Origin of the sequence: Priestia sp. YIM B13552, assembly GCF_042787775.1 — a bacterium.
In the GTDB taxonomy this organism is placed as follows: Bacteria; Bacillota; Bacilli; order Bacillales; family Bacillaceae_H; genus Priestia; species Priestia megaterium_E.
Genome location: NZ_JBHZOU010000002.1, coordinates 520399 through 537786, shown reverse-complemented (window position 1 = coordinate 537786; position 17388 = coordinate 520399). Strand labels below are relative to the sequence as shown.

Sequence of the window (17388 nt, the reverse complement as noted above, 5' to 3'; positions counted from 1 at the left end):
TACACGATGAAAGTCGTATTTATGGGAACGCCGGATTTTTCAGTGCCGGTTTTACAAACATTACTTAAAGATGGATATGAAGTGGTCGCAGTGGTTACACAGCCAGACCGACCAAAAGGGCGCAAGCGCGTATTAACACCTCCTCCAGTAAAAGTTGAGGCGTTAAAGCATGAAATACCTGTACTGCAGCCAGAAAAGATTCGTTTAGAAGAAGAATATCAGAAAGTATTAGCGTATGAGCCTGACCTAATTGTAACAGCGGCTTTTGGTCAAATTTTACCAACCCCTATTTTAGAAGCGCCTAAATACGGCTGTATTAACGTGCATGCTTCTCTGTTACCTGAACTGCGCGGAGGCGCGCCGATTCATTATTCAATTCTACAAGGTAAGCCGAAAACTGGTGTTACAATTATGTATATGGTAGAAAAATTAGATGCAGGTGATATCTTAACACAGGTAGAAGTTCCGATTGAAGAACGTGATCACGTTGGCACGCTTCATGATAAACTCAGCGCTGCTGGTGCAAAACTGCTTTCAGAAACCATTCCTTCTCTTGTAAAAGGTGAAATTACGCCGGTTAAACAAAACGATGACGAAGCGACATTTGCTTCTAACATTAAGCGGGAACAAGAGAAAATTGATTGGGCCCGTACAGGAGAAGAAATTTATAACCATATCCGCGGACTTCACCCTTGGCCCGTTGCTTATACAACAGCAGACGGTCAGGTCATGAAAATTTGGTGGGGAGAGAAAGTATCTGCATCAGGAAAACCGGGTACCGTTTTATCACTTGAAGAGGATGGATTTATAGTAGCAACTGGAAATGAAACAGCTATTAAAGTGACGGAACTTCAGCCGGCTGGAAAAAAACGTATGGATGCAGCGCAGTATTTACGAGGTACATCCGTTGAAGTCGGAACAGTATTAGGGGATGTCAATGAGTAAGTACAACGTTCGAGACATAGCTTTAGATATTTTACTAGCTATTGAAAAAAATCAGGCATTCAGCAATCTATTGTTAAATAACAGTATACAAAAACGCGGTATTCAAGGAAAAGATGCAGGGTTGTTAACGGAAATTGTGTATGGAACGATTCAAAGACGTGATACGTTAGATTACGGGTTAGCGCCTTTCTTGAAAAATCCAAAAAAACTGCAGCCTTGGGTGCGAGTTCTGCTTCGTTTGTCTCTTTACCAAATGGTATATTTAGACCGAGTGCCGGACCGGGCAATCCTTCATGAAGCAGTAGAAATTGCCAAAAAACGCGGCCACAAAGGAATTGCCTCAATGGTAAACGGCGTTTTACGAAATATTCAGCGCAGCGGCACGCCTTCTTTAGAAGAAATACAAAATCCTGTGGAGCGGTTGGCAATTGAAACGAGTCATCCATTGTGGCTTGTAAAACGCTGGGTGGAACAATATGGATTGGACAAAACACGCGGAATCTGTTTAGCTAATTTAATGGCCCCTAAACAAACAATCCGAGTAAACAGTGCACGCTTTACGCAAAATGAAGTAAAAGAAGCGCTTGAAAAAGAAGGTATTGTTGTAGAACCAGGCCATTTTGTAGAAGAAGCGCTAGAAGTTCAAAAAGGAAATGCAGCTCATACACAAGCATTTCGTGAAGGAATGTTTACCGTTCAAGATGAAAGCTCTATGTTAGTGGCTCATGCGCTCGGTGCGGAGGCAGAAGAGCTAATTTTAGATAGCTGTGCTGCACCGGGAGGAAAATCAACTCATATTGCAGAGCAGCTTAAAAATAGTGGTAAAGTTATTTCCTTGGACATTCATGACCATAAAGTAAAGCTGATTGCCCAGCAGGCAGAGCGTCTGCATCTTACCAATATTGAGCCGACGGTTCAAGACAGCCGCAAAGCGGGCGAACAGTTTGATAAAGAAATGTTTGACCGTATCTTAATAGATGCTCCGTGCTCAGGTTTTGGTGTAATGAGACGTAAACCTGATTTGAAATATACAAAAACTGAGCAAGATGTAAAGCAGCTGGCGCGTATTCAACAAGATATTTTAAATGCGGTTGCGCCTTTATTAAAAAAAGGTGGGACCCTTGTATATAGTACATGTACAATTGACCGGGATGAAAATGGGGATGTTGTAGCAGCATTTTTAGCAGATCATGCTGATTTTCAAAAAGATGAAACACTCGCTGCACGCATGCCGCAAAAGCTTAAACAAAACGTAAAACATGGTGAAATTCAATTGCTGCCAGATGCACAAAGCGATGGGTTTTATATTGCATGTTTACAGAAGAAGGTGTAAAAATGGAAGAAGTAGCTAAAAGAAAAGCAAAAGCAGAAGAAAAAGCGCAAAAACCATCTATTTATTCATTAGAAATGCACGACCTAGAAAATTGGTTAGTGGAACACGGAGATAAGAAGTTCCGTGCTAAACAAATTTTTGACTGGTTATATATTAAACGCGTAACGGACTTTGACGATATGTCAAACTTATCTAAAGGATTACGTGAACAATTAAAAGACAAATTTGCATTAACGACATTAAAAACAGTTGTTCAGCAAACGTCTGGGGACGGCACGATGAAGTTTTTATTCGAACTCCATGACGGTTATACGATTGAAACGGTGCTTATGCGTCATGAATACGGAAATTCTGTCTGTGTAACAACTCAAGTTGGCTGTCGCATCGGCTGTACATTCTGTGCGTCTACTCTTGGAGGTTTAAAGCGTAACTTAGAAGCTGGAGAAATCGTAGCGCAAGTAGTAAAAGTACAAAAAGCGCTAGATGAACAAGGAGAACGCGTGAGCTCTGTCGTAATTATGGGTATTGGGGAGCCATTTGATAACTACGATGAAATGATGCGCTTCTTAAAAACAATTAACAGTGATGATGGATTAAATATTGGTGCACGTCATATCACAGTATCGACAAGTGGAATCATTCCGAAAATCTATAAGTTTGCTGATGAAAAAATGCAAATCAATTTTGCGATTTCACTTCACGCTCCAAACAATGACATCCGCTCACGCTTAATGCCGATTAACCGTGCGTACAAACTTCCTGATTTGATGGAAGCCATTAAATATTATACGGATAAAACGGGAAGACGTATTAGCTTTGAGTATGGTCTATTCGGAGGAGTAAACGATCAAGTAGAGCATGCCGAGGAATTAGCGGATTTGATTAAAGACGTTAAATGTCACGTGAACTTGATTCCCGTAAACTATGTGCCTGAGCGTGATTATGTTCGTACACCGCGTGAACAGATTTTTGCATTTGAACGTACGCTTAAAAAGCGTGGCGTTAACGTGACTATTCGACGTGAGCAAGGTCATGACATCGATGCAGCTTGTGGCCAATTACGTGCGAAGGAGCGTAAAGAAGAGACGAGGTGATTGTATGGCAACTGTCTTCATGACAGACCGAGGGAGAGTTAGACAACACAATGAAGATAACGGAGGGGTATTTTTGAACCAATACAATCAGCTGCTTGCAATTGTGGCTGATGGTATGGGAGGTCATCGAGCTGGCGACGTCGCCAGTGAGATGGCGGTTCAAAAATTGCAAATAGCGTGGGAAGAAGCGGACAAAGTAACGTCTCCTGATGAGGCGACGCAGTGGATTCGTACGCATGTTTCGCAAATTAATCAAGATATTTATCAGTATGCTCAGGAGCATGAAGAGTGTAAAGGGATGGGTACAACAGTTGTACTTGCTTTATGCGCCGATACGTTTTGTGCGATTGGTAATATAGGAGACAGCAGATGCTATATTTCAAATGAATATGGATTTCAACAAGTAACAGAAGATCATTCTCTTGTGAATGAACTCGTAAAAAATGGTCAAATCACCAAAGAAGATGCCGAGCATCATCCACGAAAAAATATCTTATTGCGAGCACTAGGTACCGAAGAAAATGTTAGTTTAGATGTAAAAACAATTGAAGTGGAAAAAGAAGATCGATTATTATTATGTTCAGATGGACTGACAAATAAGGTAACGGAACAAAAGCTGAACGAAACGTTATCAACAAGTTCATCACTTCACGAAAAGGGTACGAGCCTGATTCAATTAGCAAATGAGCTTGGTGGAGAAGACAATATTACACTTGCAATTGTGGACTTTACATCTGAAAGTGGGTGAGAGTGTTGCTAATAGGTAGACGGCTAAACGACCGTTATAAGGTATTGCAAGTAATTGGTGGAGGCGGAATGGCAAACGTCTATTTAGGTCGCGACATGATTTTGGATCGTGATGTGGCAATTAAAGTGCTTCGTTTAGACTTTGCAAGTGACGATGCGTTTATAAAGCGTTTCCATCGAGAAGCACAATCTGCTACGAGTATTGCTCATCCTAATATTGTCAGCATTTATGATGTTGGAGAAGAAGAAGATATTTACTATATCATCATGGAATATGTACCGGGTATGACATTAAAGCAATACATTCTGCAAGAATCACCACTATCTCTTGATAAAGCCATACATATTATGACGCAGATTACATCAGCTATTGCCCATGCTCATCAGTACGGAATTATTCACCGGGATATTAAGCCTCAAAATATTTTAATTGATCATGATGATACCATTAAAGTTACTGACTTCGGCATTGCCGTAGCACTAAGTTCTACAACCATTACGCATACTAATTCTGTTTTGGGCTCTGTTCATTATTTATCTCCTGAACAGGCAAGGGGAGGGCTTGCGAATAAGCGTTCTGATATTTATTCGCTTGGCATCGTCCTATTTGAATTGCTAACGGGTCGAGTCCCTTTTTCTGGGGAATCGGCTGTGTCAATTGCATTAAAACATTTACAGACAGAAACACCTTCTCCTAAAAGATGGAATCCATCTATCCCTCAAAGCGTGGAGAATGTTGTATTAAAAGCAACAACTAAAGATCCATTTTACCGATACAGTTCCGTCGAAGAACTCGAAGCGGATTTACAGTCTGCTGTTCATCCAAATCGTTATAATGAACAAAGGTTTACGGTGCCTGATGATGAAGAAGTGACAAAAGCCATTCCAGTTATTAAGGAGGATTTTGTTGAATCCGAAGAAACGCACGTACCTGTGAGAAAACCGCCTCACTTAGAGCGCGAAGAACAAGAGGAAGAAGAGTTAAAGCCGAAGAAAAAAAAGAAGAAAAAGAAAAAAGGCAAAAGCAAGCTGATTGTAACGCTTGTTTTAATTTTTTTGCTGCTGGCAGCTGCTAGCGTAGCCGCCGTTACATTTATTCCGGCTTTATTACTGCCAAAAGACGTAAAGGTTCCTGATTTACATAATCAAGATTATGAATCAGCAGTAACCGATTTAGTTTCTTTAGGCTTTAAAGTGAAGAATCCTAAAGATATATCTGATAATGAGGTGGAAGAAGGCGACGTGGTTAAAACGATGCCAGAAGCGGGAGACGTTATCAAAGAAGGATCTAATGTCATTATTTATCGAAGTACAGGAAAGAAAAAAGAAGCATTTAACCGGTACATTGGAAGAAGCTTTACGGAAGTAAAAAGTCTGTTAGAAAAGCAGAATTATAAAGATATCCAATCCATCGAAGTTGAAAGCACAGAACCAAAAGGCAATATTACAGATCAGACGCCTAAAGAAACCGAACAAGTGGTGCCGGAAGATACAACGGTTACGCTATGGGTAAGTAAGGGTCCGCCGAAGATTACATTAAAGGATTTCTCGGGCTGGACGGAAAAAAGCGTAAAAGATTATGCGTCAGATGAAGATATTGAAGTGGACGTAAAAACAGCGTATTCCGACACTGTTGAAAAAGGTCTTGTGATGTCTCAAAAGCCTGCAGCGGAGCAGAGTATCGAGCAAGGTGATAAGCTCACCATTACGGTCTCAATGGGCAAGGAGCCAAAAGCTCCTCAAACGGTGTCAGTGGATGTGACTATCCCGTATAAAGAAGAGACTGATACCGAAGCAAGCACGGAACAAGGCGACGCAACGGAAACAGGCGATGCCACCGGAACAGAAGAGGAAAAGCCAAAGCCGCAAAAAGTACAAATTTATATCGAAGATGCAGATAACGATATGTCCGTTCCTGCTAAAGAACTAACGATTACTGAAACAACAAAAGAATCGTTCGATGTTTTAGTTGATGAAAATGAAAAAGCGTCTTATAAAATTGTCCGAGACGGGGAAGTTATTGAAGAAAAAGACGTTGAATATCCAGAGTGATAGGAGTGAGGTTATGCCAGAAGGAAGAATTATTAAATCCCTTAGCGGATTTTATTATGTTCTTCATGACGGACAAGTAACGCAATGTCGAGGACGAGGTGTTTTTCGTAAAAAGAAGGTAACACCTTTAGTCGGTGACAATGTAGTATTTCAGGCGGAAAATAAGCTTGAAGGATATATACTTGAAATTAAAGAACGTAAAAATGAATTAGTTCGTCCCCCTATTTCAAATGTTGATCAGGCGCTGCTTGTTTTTTCAGCGATTGAACCTGATTTTAGCACAATGCTTCTTGACCGATTTTTAGTGTTAGTGGAGTCTAATCATATTGAACCTATTATTTGTATTTCAAAAGTAGATCTTTTATCACAGCAGCAAAAGCAAGAAATCGAGCAATATGCCGAAGAATATCGTAAAATAGGATATGAGGTCATTTTAACGTCGACAGTCACAGAAAAAGGCATGGAACAAATTCAGCCGTTATTTGAAGATCGCGTAACGGTTATTGCCGGACAGTCAGGTGTAGGTAAATCTTCACTGTTAAATACACTTAAACCAGAGCTTGAGTTAAAGACAAATGATATTTCAATGTCTCTTGGAAGAGGAAAGCATACAACACGTCATGTAGAACTGATTTCGTTTGGTGAAGGTTTAGTAGCCGATACGCCAGGTTTTAGCTCACTGGAATTTTTAACGTTAGAAGTAGAAGAGTTAGCCGATTGTTTTCCTGAAATGTCGCGTTTGAGTGAACAGTGTAAATTTCGAGGTTGTTTGCATGTGAAAGAACCAAAATGTGCGGTGAAAGAAGCATACGAACAAAAAGAAATTCCGAGTTATCGCTACGAACATTACTTGCAATTTATTGAGGAAATTAAGCAAAGAAAGCCGAGGTATTAAAAATGACAAAAATCGCACCTTCCATTTTATCTGCCAATTTTTCAAAGCTTGCTGAAGAAATTCGTGAAGTTGAAGCAGGTGGAGCAGACTACATCCATATAGACGTTATGGATGGCCATTTTGTTCCTAATATTACAATTGGGCCGCTTATCGTTGAGGCTGTACGTCCTGTCACAACACTGCCATTAGATGTGCATTTAATGATTGAAAACCCAGATCAATACGTTCCAATGTTTGCAAAGGCAGGTGCTGATATTTTAACGGTGCATGCTGAAGCGTGTACTCATTTGCACCGCACCATTCAATTAATTAAAGAGCACGGCATGAAAGCAGGCGTTGCTTTAAATCCTGCAACGCCAATTGACGTGGTGAAGCATATCTTAGAAGATATCGATCTTATTTTATTAATGACGGTGAACCCAGGCTTTGGAGGGCAAAACTTCATTCCAAATGTACTGCCGAAAATTGAGCAAATCTCTCAGCTTATTGAAATTCGTCACCTTTCTATTGAAGTAGAGGTTGATGGAGGAATTAATGAAGAAACAGCAAGAAAATGTGTGGAAGCAGGAGCAAATGTCTTAGTGGCTGGCTCAGCTATTTATAATCAAGAAGACCGAGCTGGTGCAATTAGTCAAATTCGCACAACTGTTCAAGCGTAAGTAATAAAAGCTGCTGTGTACAACGAGTAGAACTTGTACACAGCAGCTTTTTCTTTTAGGATAAAGAAAACATAGTTATTTCGTTCATTTTTTAATAGAAAAGGAGCATATACATAATGAAAATTCATATTCTAGCAGGGGGACCGGATGAACATATGCCGCCCCTGCACCAATCAAATGATGTAAAGTGGGTAGGAGTAGACCGCGGCGTATTCCTTCTTCTTCAGCAAGACATTTTGCCCGTAAAAGCATTCGGAGATTTTGATTCCATTACAAATGCGCAGCTTAAGCTAGTGAGAGAAGCATTACAAGATGTTGAACTGTATCCTGCGGAAAAAGATGCAACGGATTTGGAGCTTGCTTTTGAGTGGGCAATAGAGCAAAAACCGGACAGTATTTGTATCTTTGGAGCAACAGGTGGAAGGCTTGACCACATGTTTGGAAGCATTCAGCTCCTGTACAAAGGGTTAAAAAAGAAAGCGAATGTACAAATGATTGACAATCAAAATATCATTCAATTGTTTGAACCAGGCACTTATCATGTAGATCGGTTAAAGGAGTTTCACTATATTTCATTCGTTCCATTTTCAGGCAGTGTAAAAGAACTTACGCTAGAAGGTTTCAAATATCCGCTCAATAAGCATGAAGTAGAACTCGGCTCAACTTTATGTATTAGCAATGAACTTATTCAACAAAGAGGTACTTTTTCATTTACAAAAGGCATATTAATGATGGTAAGAAGCAATGATAAACGTTGCTTGTGATGAAGTATGGAAAATGAGAGCAGGACATAGGGCTTTCTTTAAAAGGAGATAAAGTGTGGAGACGGTTAGGAGGGACAGTATGAAATTCTATACAATCAAACTTCCAAAGTTTTTAGGTGGGATCGTAAAGGTCATGCTTAATTCGTTCAAAAAAGATTAACAACGCCGGAATAATAAAAGAAGCACCATAAAATATGGTGCTTTTTCATTATAAAGATTAAACGCGTTGAACTTTACCAGACTTAAGGGCTCTAGCTGAAACGTACACACGTTTTGGTTTACCGTTCACTAAGATACGTACTTTTTGAACGTTAGCACCCCATTTACGCTTAGTAGCGTTCATTGCGTGAGAACGTGCGTTACCTGAACGAGCTTTTCTACCAGTTACTACACATTTGCGTGCCATGATTTTCCCTCCTAACACCAAAAAAACTACTCAATTCTGTTTTGAGAAATACTATATTAATTTATCACAGCCTTACAGAGAATGCAATAGTTCTGGAGAAAAGCTTTCAAGAAATTTTCCTTGACATATAAAATGAATCTATGTTCAATAATATAGAGAGTAGAAATAGGTATAACTTGGGCTATTACTTATTTTAAGACAAGTTGATACCTAATACTGTCATCTTTAAAAGGGACAAGCTGGACGCCTCTTTTAAAACGAGATTGATTATAGTAGAATATTTATAACCTATGAAAGTAGAAAGGGGAACGAGTATGTCCATCGAAATGAAAACGAAGTATGGTCAAATTGATATCTCTACAGATGTAATTGCAACAATTGCTGGAGGAGCAGCTGTTGATTGTTACGGGATTGTCGGAATGGCTTCAAAAAATCAGCTTAAAGATGGTCTTACAGAAATTCTTCGCAAAGAAAACTTTACACGAGGTATTGTGGTAAGACAAGAAGAGGATGACGTACATATCGATATGTACATTATCGTAAGCTATGGAACAAAAATTTCTGAAATTGCTCATAATGTGCAAACAAAAGTAAAATACACACTGGAACAAACGGTTGGTTTAACGGTTGATTCAGTAAATATTTATGTGCAGGGTGTTCGTGTAACGAACGTTTAATTAAGGAGGAAGATTCGTGTCAATGACAACGTTGGACGGAAAGCGGTTTAGAGAAATGGTGCTTCAAGGAGCCCAGCATCTATCTAACAATGCAGATTATGTAGATGCGCTGAACGTTTTTCCCGTACCAGATGGCGATACTGGAACAAATATGAACTTATCGATTACGTCTGGTGCTAAAGAAGTAAAAAATAAACTATCTGATCACATCGGCCAAGTGAGTCAAGCTTTGTCTAAAGGCTTATTGATGGGCGCGCGCGGTAATTCAGGAGTTATTTTATCTCAATTATTCCGCGGTTTTGCGAAATCGGTTGAGCAAAAGTCAGCGATTACAACAGTAGAGTTTGCTGAAGCTCTTGAACTTGGTGTAGAAACTGCTTATAAAGCTGTTATGAAACCAATCGAAGGAACCATTTTAACAGTAGCTAAGGATACTGCTAAAAAAGCAGCGGCTGTTGCTAAAAAGCAATCTGATATGATTCTGTTCATGGAAGAAGTACTTAAGGAAGCTAATGCTTCATTAAATCGCACGCCAGATCTTTTACCCGTGTTAAAAGAAGTAGGCGTAGTGGATAGCGGAGGTCAAGGGCTTGTTTTAATTTATGAAGGCTTTTTAGCTGAATTAAAAGGTGAAAAACTTCCCGGTGTACCCATGTCAGCTCCTTCAATGAATGAACTCGTAAATGCTGAGCATCATAAGCATGCGCAAAGCCATATGAATACAGAAGATATTGAATTTGGCTATTGTACAGAATTTATGGTAAGGCTGGAAGAGGATAAGCCTGCAGCTAAAACATTTTCTGAAGAAACGTTTCGTCAAGACTTAAGTAAATGGGGCGACTCATTGCTTGTAGTATCCGATGATGAAATCGTGAAAGTTCATATTCACGCCGAGCATCCTGGAGAAGTGTTAAACTACGGGCAGCAGTACGGAAGTTTAATTAAAATGAAGATTGAAAACATGAGAGAACAGCATAGCAGCATTGTTTCAGGTGAAGAAAAGCCTGCAGTAAAAAATGCTGAAAAACAGCCCTTTGGCATTGTTACTGTGTCAATGGGAAAAGGAATTGCTGAATTGTTCAAGAGCCTTGGGGCAACGGTTGTCATTGAAGGCGGACAAACAATGAATCCAAGTACGGAGGATATTGTCAAAGCGATTGAAGAAACAAATGCTGAACAGGTACTGATTTTACCTAATAACGGAAATATTGTGATGGCTGCTAACCAAGCGGCTGCTGTTGCCGGCAGTCACGTTTCGGTTGTCCCGTCCAAAACGGTTCCTCAAGGAATGACAGCGCTACTATCATTTAATCCTCAGCAAAGCTTAAAAGAAAACGAGGAAGTAATGACAGAAGCTCTGCAGCACGTGAAAACAGGACAAGTAACGTATGCAGTTCGCGATACAAATATTGATGGTCTTGAATTAGCTAAAGGCGATTTTATGGGTATTGCCGAAAAGAAAATCGTTGTAAAAGATTCAGAGAAATTAGAAGCAGCGAAAAAGCTGTTGACTTATATGATTGATGACGAAGCGGAAATCCTTACGATTCTTCAAGGACAGGATGTCTCAGACGATGAAGCTGAAGCGCTAACATCGTTTGTAGAAGAAACGTTTGAAGAAGTTGAGGTAGAGCTTCATAAAGGAGATCAACCTTTATATTCTTACATTTTTGCAATTGAATAACCAAAAAAGAAGCATCCCTCCCGAGGGGCGCTTCTTTTTTTGTGTTTTTTAAGTTAAATACGAACTATTTTATTTTTAATTGTTGTAATTGTTCGGTATATTAGGTATATTAGTTGAAAAGAACACGTTTATATGGTAGTTTTGAAAACTGATTAAGTCAAATGTGAAAGAAAACAGCATGAGAGGAGAGACAACAGTGGATATTTTAAAAGGAACAGGTTTATTATTATTAGTTTTATTTTTATTTTGGTTGTTTAGCAACAAGGCACCTTATGGCATGAAAGCAATGGGGGCTCTCGCAAGCGGAGCGGTAGCTGCGTTTCTCGTAGAGGCCTTTCAGTCATATGTAGGAGGAGATTTACTAGGTATTTCATTCCTGGGTGAAGTTGGAAAGGCTGCAGGAGGAATGGGAGGAGTTGCGGCGGCAGCACTAGTTGCTTTGGCGTTAGGAGTATCTCCTGTATATGCTCTTATGATGGGAGTGGTGTGTTCAGGGCTAGGCTTGCTCCCTGGATTTTTTGCGGGATACCTCATGGCATTTGTAGTGAAATTTATTGAGAAAAAGGCACCTGCTGGTCTAGACTTATTAGGCAACATCTTAATTGCGGCACCTTTAACAAGATTAATTGGTAATGCATTCTCACCTATTGTAGATGCGACTCTTTTAAATATTGGAGGAATTATCAAAGATACAACAAGTGCTAGCCCTATTTTGATGGGAATTATTTTAGGGGGAGTTATTACAGTAGTAGCAACGGCTCCGCTTAGCTCAATGGCTTTAACGGCTATGCTAGGGTTAACGGGATTGCCTATGGCGATTGGAGCTCTTGCTGTGTTTGGTTCTTCTTTTATGAACTATGTGCTGTTTGATCGATTAAAAATTGGGGATCGTCGTACAACCATTTCAGTTGCAGTTGAACCTTTAACGCAAGCGAATATTATTTCAGCAAATCCAATTCCTATTTACATTACAAACTTTGTTGGAGGTGCAATGGCCGGTGTGGTTGTGGCTCTGTTCGGATTGGTAAATGATGCTGCAGGCACGGCAACGCCAATCGCAGGACTTGCAGTGATGTTTGGGTTTAATGACCCTATGAAGGTCACAATTTGTGCAGTGCTTTGCGCACTAGCGGGAGCATTAGCTGGATTTATAGGTTCGGTTGTTTTTAAAAACTTTAAAATTAAAACAGTAGACGATGTAGCTTCCGAGCAAGAAGCAGCTTAAGTAATTCATCTTTTCCTGCATAATATAGTAAAAAAAGCGGTGTGCTTATCTTATTTTCATAGATAAATACACTGCTTTTTTTGTGCGTGAACCCCTAATAAAAATGAGAATTTTTAAATTTTTTAAGAGCGTGAAACAAAGCTTCCAAAAAGTCAAAAGCTCAAGTAACATATAAGTAATAACAATGTCTAAATAGCAGGGGGAAAATCCTTATGAAATATAAATCTGTCTTTGATATTATTGGTCCGGTAATGATTGGACCATCTAGCTCACATACAGCTGGTGCAGCGCGTATTGGACGCGTTGCCCGAACGCTTTTTGGCAAGCAGCCCACAAAAGTTGTGGTTTCACTGTACGGTTCTTTTGCTCAAACGTATAAAGGGCACGGAACAGACGTAGCGCTGATTGGCGGTATTTTAGATTTTGATACGTTCGACCAGCGTATTCCGCAATCTTTGGACTTAGCTAAAAAGGAGGGGATGGACGTCACGTTTGTTGAGGAAGCAGCAATCACAGATCATCCGAATACTGCTCGCATTAAAATGAGCGACGGATTAAAGGAAATTGAAGTTGTTGGAATTTCAATTGGCGGAGGGAAAATTCAAATTACGGAGCTGAACGGATTTGAATTAAATTTATCAGGTATGAATCCAGCTATTCTCGTTGTGCATAATGACCGATTTGGTGCCATTGCGACCGTTACGAATATTTTGATGAAACACTCAATTAATATCGGACATATGGAAGTATCTCGCAAAGAGCGCGGAGAAGTAGCGCTCATGGCAATTGAAATGGATACGAATATTGAAGATGATGTAATTGAAGAGTTAAAAACATTGCCTCACATTATTCAAGTAACAAGAATGGTGGAGTAGGATAGAGCCAATAGGAACGGTTTGAGAGAATAACTGGAGCCGAGTGGTTATAGATGATTCTGAAGTGAAAATAAGACAGAATAATAGCGGAGGTTACTATGTTTCGAAACGTAGCAGAACTAGTAGAATTAGCAGAAAGTCAAAATGTAAAAATTGCAGAGATTATGATTCAACAGGAAATAGATATCACGGGAGTTACTCGTGAAGAAATCATGGAAAAAATGGACCGGAACTTAACGGTTATGGAAGAAGCGGTTGAACGCGGTTTAAAAGGGGTACAGTCTGTTACAGGTTTAACAGGCGGAGATGCAGTGCTGCTTCAAAACTATATTCAAAGTGGAAAATCTTTATCTGGAAATTTAATTTTAGATGCAGTCAGCAAAGCTGTAGCGACAAACGAAGTAAATGCGGCAATGGGGACAATCTGTGCAACCCCTACTGCTGGATCTGCGGGGGTAGTGCCAGGAACGCTGTTTGCAGTGCAACATAAGCTAAACCCAACTCGTAAAGAAATGATTGAATTTTTATTTACATCAGGTGCTTTTGGGTTTGTTGTAGCCAATAATGCGTCTATTTCAGGAGCAGCAGGCGGATGTCAAGCAGAAGTTGGTTCAGCTTCAGGTATGGCAGCTGCAGCGATTGTTGAAATGGCAGGAGGTACACCTAGTCAGGCAGCTGAAGCAATGGCAATTACTCTCAAAAATATGCTAGGATTAGTATGTGACCCAGTAGCGGGGCTAGTAGAAGTTCCATGTGTGAAACGAAACGCAATGGGAGCGGCGAATGCAATGATTGCAGCAGATATGGCCTTAGCAGGCATTACAAGTCGTATTCCATGTGATGAAGTCATTGATGCTATGTATAAAATTGGTCAAACAATGCCGGTTGCATTACGAGAAACTGCACAAGGAGGCTTAGCGGCAACACCAACAGGTCGCGAGCTTGAAGCGAAGATCTTTGGTATTGCATTAAATAAAAGTGAATGAACTAACAACTATTTCAATTAAAACCATTAAAGGTATTGGAGAGGAAACAGCACAAGCATTAGAGGATATGCATATTCACAGTGTGCATGACTTGTTAGAACATTTCCCATACCGCTATGAAGATTATGAGTTAAAAGATTTGGCTGAAGCAAAGCACGACGAAAAGGTCACCGTAGAAGGAAAGGTTCACAGCGTCCCCTCGCTTACGTATTACGGAAAAAAACGTTCGCGCCTGACGTTTCGGCTGCTAGTAAACCGCTATTTGATTACGGTTACTTGTTTTAATCGCCCTTACTATAAATCAAAGTTAGAAATCGATCAAACTGTTACGGTTACGGGGAAATGGGATCAGCATCGGCAAACGATTAACTTGCAGGAGCTTCAATTTTCTCCGTTTGTTAAAAATCAAACGATTGAGCCTGTTTACTCGGTTAAAGGCAGCTTAACGGTCAAAGGAATGCGGAAATTCGTCTCTCTTGCGTTGAAGAATTATGGCAGCAGCATTCAGGATATGCTCCCGGCTTCTATTCGTTCTAGATACAAACTAGTAACGCGTGAAGAAGCGGTTAGAAGTATTCACTTACCTCGTGATCATGAAGATTTAAAACAAGCAAGACGTCGATTTGTCTATGAAGAATTTCTACTTTTTCAATTAAAAATGCAGGCGCTTAGAAAGCGCGAAAGAGAAGAAACGCCTGGAATGAAGCAAGCGTTTGATTCAACTGAGCTGGTAAACTTCACGAACTTGCTGCCGTTTCCGTTAACAAACGCTCAAAAACGTGTAGTAAACGAAATTACGCACGATATGAAATCGCCTTATCGCATGAATCGCTTGCTGCAAGGTGATGTAGGGTCAGGTAAAACAGTCGTAGCAGCGGTTGCTTTATACGCCACTGTTTTAGCAGGGCATCAAGGTGCTTTAATGGTACCGACTGAAATTTTAGCTGAACAGCATGCTGAGTCATTGACTACGATGCTTGAAAAGGTAGGAATCAGCGTAGGCTTGCTAACAGGGTCTGTTAAAGGAAAAGCAAGAAGAGAGCTGCTTCAGCGAGTGAAAGACGGAGATGTTCATGTATTAGTAGGTACACATGCCTTAATTCAAGACGAAGTTATATATAATAGCTTAGGGCTCGTCATTACGGATGAACAGCACCGCTTTGGAGTTGGGCAGCGCCGGGTTTTACGTGAAAAAGGAGAGAGTCCGGATGTACTGTTTATGACGGCGACTCCTATTCCAAGAACTCTTGCTATTACGGTGTTTGGAGAAATGGATGTGTCCATTATTGATGAAATGCCAGCAGGACGTAAGGCAATTGAAACATACTGGGTAAAACATGATATGCTTGAACGTATTTTACATTTCGTTGAAAAAGAAATACATGACGGCAGACAAGCTTACGTTATTTGTCCGTTGATTGAAGAATCGGACAAGCTGGATGTTCAAAATGCAATTGATGTACATGCAACACTCACTCACTATTTTAATGGAAAAGCAAGCGTTGGTCTCATGCACGGAAGATTGTCACCTGATGAAAAAGAAGAAGTGATGAAACAGTTTAGCGTAAATGACGTGCAGATTTTAGTATCAACAACGGTTGTAGAAGTAGGAGTGAACGTTCCGAATGCAACCGTGATGGTCATTTATGATGCAGAGCGCTTTGGGTTATCTCAGCTTCATCAGCTAAGAGGACGCGTAGGACGAGGAGATGCACAGTCGTATTGCATTCTGCTCGCGGATCCGAAATCAGAAGTTGGAAAAGAACGAATGACCATTATGACGGAAACAAACGATGGATTTGTATTATCAGAAAGAGACTTAGAGCTTCGTGGACCTGGTGATTTCTTTGGCAGAAAACAAAGCGGGATGCCTGAGTTTAAAGTAGCCGATATGGTGCACGATTACCGTGCGCTTGAAGTAGCTCGAGAAGATGCTGCTAAGCTTGTAAATTCCGACAGCTTTTGGACAGAAGATCAGTTTGCACTGCTGAGAATACAACTAGAAGCAACGGGCGTATTGACTGGAGAAAAATTTGATTAGTAAAAGAGACTGAAACAAAGTAGTTTAGTTGAAGGAAAATCCGAACGATCAATCGTTCGGATTTTTTTCATTGTGGTGATGAACGTAGATTTCATGTATGTGATGGGTATGTAGGTGCTTCTAACTGTTAAGTAAAGGGCATGGCGCTCCTGCGGGGAAAGCGAAGTCTTGCACGGAAATCAGCAGCGGTGTAACAAGCAATCTATACGAGCTCCTTTATCCCATTTGTTCATCTTTAGATTGAAGTGACAATCTCTTTTCGTCTATAAAGATAAAAAGCGGCTTAGAGTGAAAGAGTTAGCGGCTGGTGGCCATTACTACGACGTCAATGCACAGAATACAGCATGTGAAAAATGTTGCAATTAGAAGGCAATGATTATATACTGCTATTAGTACCTAGTATTAAAAGTTCGGATGGTGGACAATGAAGCGCAGTAAAAAAGAAAGACAGCAGCTATTAAAAACGACAATTGAAGAAAACCCATTTATTACGGATGAAGAACTAGCAGACCGTTTTTCAGTGAGCGTTCAAACAATTCGATTAGACCGCCTAGAGTTGTCGATTCCTGAACTGCGAGAACGTATTAAGCATGTAGCTTCAAAACAACTAGACGAGGAAGTGCGTTCGCTTCCGATTGAAGAAGTAATTGGAGAAGTTATCGACATTGAACTAGATCAATCAGCGATATCTATTTTTGATGTGAAAACAGAGCATGTGTTTCAGCGTAATCAAATTGCTCGTGGTCACCACCTTTTTGCGCAAGCTAATTCGTTAGCTGTCGCTGTTATTAACAATGAACTAGCGCTCACAGCAGATGCGTCGATCCGTTATCATCGCCCTGTTAAGCTTCATGAACGAGTGATAGCAAAAGCGAAAGTTCTGTCAACTAGTGAAGTGCGAACCACCGTTGAGGTAAACAGCTATGTAGGGCAAGAGCAAGTATTCTCTGGCACTTTTAAAATGTATCGTTCTACAAAGGATAAATAATAAAAAGGATGAGACGC

The 17388-nt window shown here is 40.3% G+C and carries 17 protein-coding genes; 16 read left to right on the top strand and 1 reads right to left on the bottom strand.

What is annotated here, in order from left to right; genetic code table 11:
• Window positions 1-6: 6 nt before the first annotated feature.
• The 9 genes from fmt to spoVM all read left to right on the top strand — a co-directional run bounded on the left by fmt (window position 7) and on the right by spoVM (window position 8649).
• A complete protein-coding gene (gene fmt / locus ACFX40_RS08800) occupies window positions 7-945 on the top strand; it encodes a methionyl-tRNA formyltransferase (RefSeq protein WP_050689665.1) in 939 nt (312 codons plus the stop codon).
• On the top strand, window positions 938-2278 hold the full coding sequence (gene rsmB / locus ACFX40_RS08795; RefSeq protein WP_028410786.1) for a 16S rRNA (cytosine(967)-C(5))-methyltransferase RsmB: 1341 nt from the start codon (window positions 938-940) through the stop codon (window positions 2276-2278). Before fmt ends, rsmB begins: the two co-directional genes overlap by 8 nt.
• A 2-nt stretch (window positions 2279-2280) precedes the next feature.
• Window positions 2281-3372 (top strand): dual-specificity RNA methyltransferase RlmN, encoded by a 1092-nt coding sequence (gene rlmN, locus ACFX40_RS08790; RefSeq protein WP_028410787.1) that lies wholly within the window; start codon window positions 2281-2283, stop codon window positions 3370-3372.
• Between the two features lie 4 nt (window positions 3373-3376).
• Window positions 3377-4120, top strand: a complete 744-nt coding sequence (locus ACFX40_RS08785; protein ID WP_028410788.1) for a Stp1/IreP family PP2C-type Ser/Thr phosphatase — start codon at window positions 3377-3379, stop codon at window positions 4118-4120.
• A 5-nt stretch (window positions 4121-4125) separates the two neighbouring features.
• The gene (pknB, locus tag ACFX40_RS08780) at window positions 4126-6171 is read left to right on the top strand and encodes a Stk1 family PASTA domain-containing Ser/Thr kinase (protein ID WP_028410789.1); all 2046 of its coding nucleotides are present in this window, start codon (window positions 4126-4128) and stop codon (window positions 6169-6171) included.
• Window positions 6172-6184: 13 nt separating this feature from the next.
• Window positions 6185-7066 carry a ribosome small subunit-dependent GTPase A gene (rsgA, locus tag ACFX40_RS08775; protein ID WP_028410790.1) on the top strand — a complete coding sequence of 294 codons (882 nt, stop codon included), beginning with the start codon at window positions 6185-6187 and terminating at the stop codon, window positions 7064-7066.
• Window positions 7067-7068: 2 nt separating this feature from the next.
• Complete coding sequence (rpe, locus tag ACFX40_RS08770; protein WP_013084822.1) at window positions 7069-7725, top strand: ribulose-phosphate 3-epimerase; 657 nt, start codon at window positions 7069-7071, stop codon at window positions 7723-7725.
• A gap of 116 nt (window positions 7726-7841) precedes the next feature.
• Complete coding sequence (locus tag ACFX40_RS08765; protein WP_028410791.1) at window positions 7842-8489, top strand: thiamine diphosphokinase; 648 nt, start codon at window positions 7842-7844, stop codon at window positions 8487-8489.
• A gap of 79 nt (window positions 8490-8568) precedes the next feature.
• Window positions 8569-8649, top strand: a complete 81-nt coding sequence (gene spoVM, locus ACFX40_RS08760) for a stage V sporulation protein SpoVM (RefSeq protein WP_016765421.1) — start codon at window positions 8569-8571, stop codon at window positions 8647-8649.
• A gap of 57 nt (window positions 8650-8706) precedes the next feature.
• Here the strand turns inward: spoVM and rpmB are convergent, their stop codons facing one another.
• On the bottom strand, window positions 8707-8895 hold the full coding sequence (gene rpmB, locus ACFX40_RS08755) for a 50S ribosomal protein L28 (RefSeq protein ID WP_013058914.1): 189 nt from the start codon (window positions 8893-8895) through the stop codon (window positions 8707-8709).
• Window positions 8896-9209: 314 nt separating this feature from the next.
• Between rpmB and ACFX40_RS08750 the strand changes: the two genes are divergently transcribed.
• From ACFX40_RS08750 to fapR, 7 genes are all read left to right on the top strand, one after another.
• Complete coding sequence (locus ACFX40_RS08750; RefSeq protein WP_013058913.1) at window positions 9210-9572, top strand: Asp23/Gls24 family envelope stress response protein; 363 nt, start codon at window positions 9210-9212, stop codon at window positions 9570-9572.
• A 16-nt stretch (window positions 9573-9588) separates the two neighbouring features.
• Window positions 9589-11256, top strand: coding sequence for a DAK2 domain-containing protein (locus ACFX40_RS08745; RefSeq protein WP_060745964.1), 1668 nt, complete (start codon window positions 9589-9591; stop codon window positions 11254-11256).
• Between the two features lie 196 nt (window positions 11257-11452).
• Window positions 11453-12481 carry a PTS sugar transporter subunit IIC gene (locus ACFX40_RS08740; protein ID WP_028410793.1) on the top strand — a complete coding sequence of 343 codons (1029 nt, stop codon included), beginning with the start codon at window positions 11453-11455 and terminating at the stop codon, window positions 12479-12481.
• 212 nt (window positions 12482-12693) lie between these two features.
• Entirely contained in the window at window positions 12694-13356 is a 663-nt protein-coding gene (sdaAB, locus tag ACFX40_RS08735; protein WP_013058911.1) for an L-serine ammonia-lyase, iron-sulfur-dependent subunit beta, read from the top strand.
• Between the two features lie 98 nt (window positions 13357-13454).
• Window positions 13455-14342, top strand: a complete 888-nt coding sequence (gene sdaAA / locus ACFX40_RS08730; protein ID WP_013084817.1) for an L-serine ammonia-lyase, iron-sulfur-dependent, subunit alpha — start codon at window positions 13455-13457, stop codon at window positions 14340-14342.
• Window positions 14335-16383, top strand: coding sequence for an ATP-dependent DNA helicase RecG (gene recG / locus ACFX40_RS08725; protein WP_060745965.1), 2049 nt, complete (start codon window positions 14335-14337; stop codon window positions 16381-16383). Before sdaAA ends, recG begins: the two co-directional genes overlap by 8 nt.
• A gap of 424 nt (window positions 16384-16807) precedes the next feature.
• Window positions 16808-17371 carry a transcription factor FapR gene (gene fapR, locus ACFX40_RS08720; RefSeq protein ID WP_013058909.1) on the top strand — a complete coding sequence of 188 codons (564 nt, stop codon included), beginning with the start codon at window positions 16808-16810 and terminating at the stop codon, window positions 17369-17371.
• Window positions 17372-17388 lie beyond the last annotated feature (17 nt).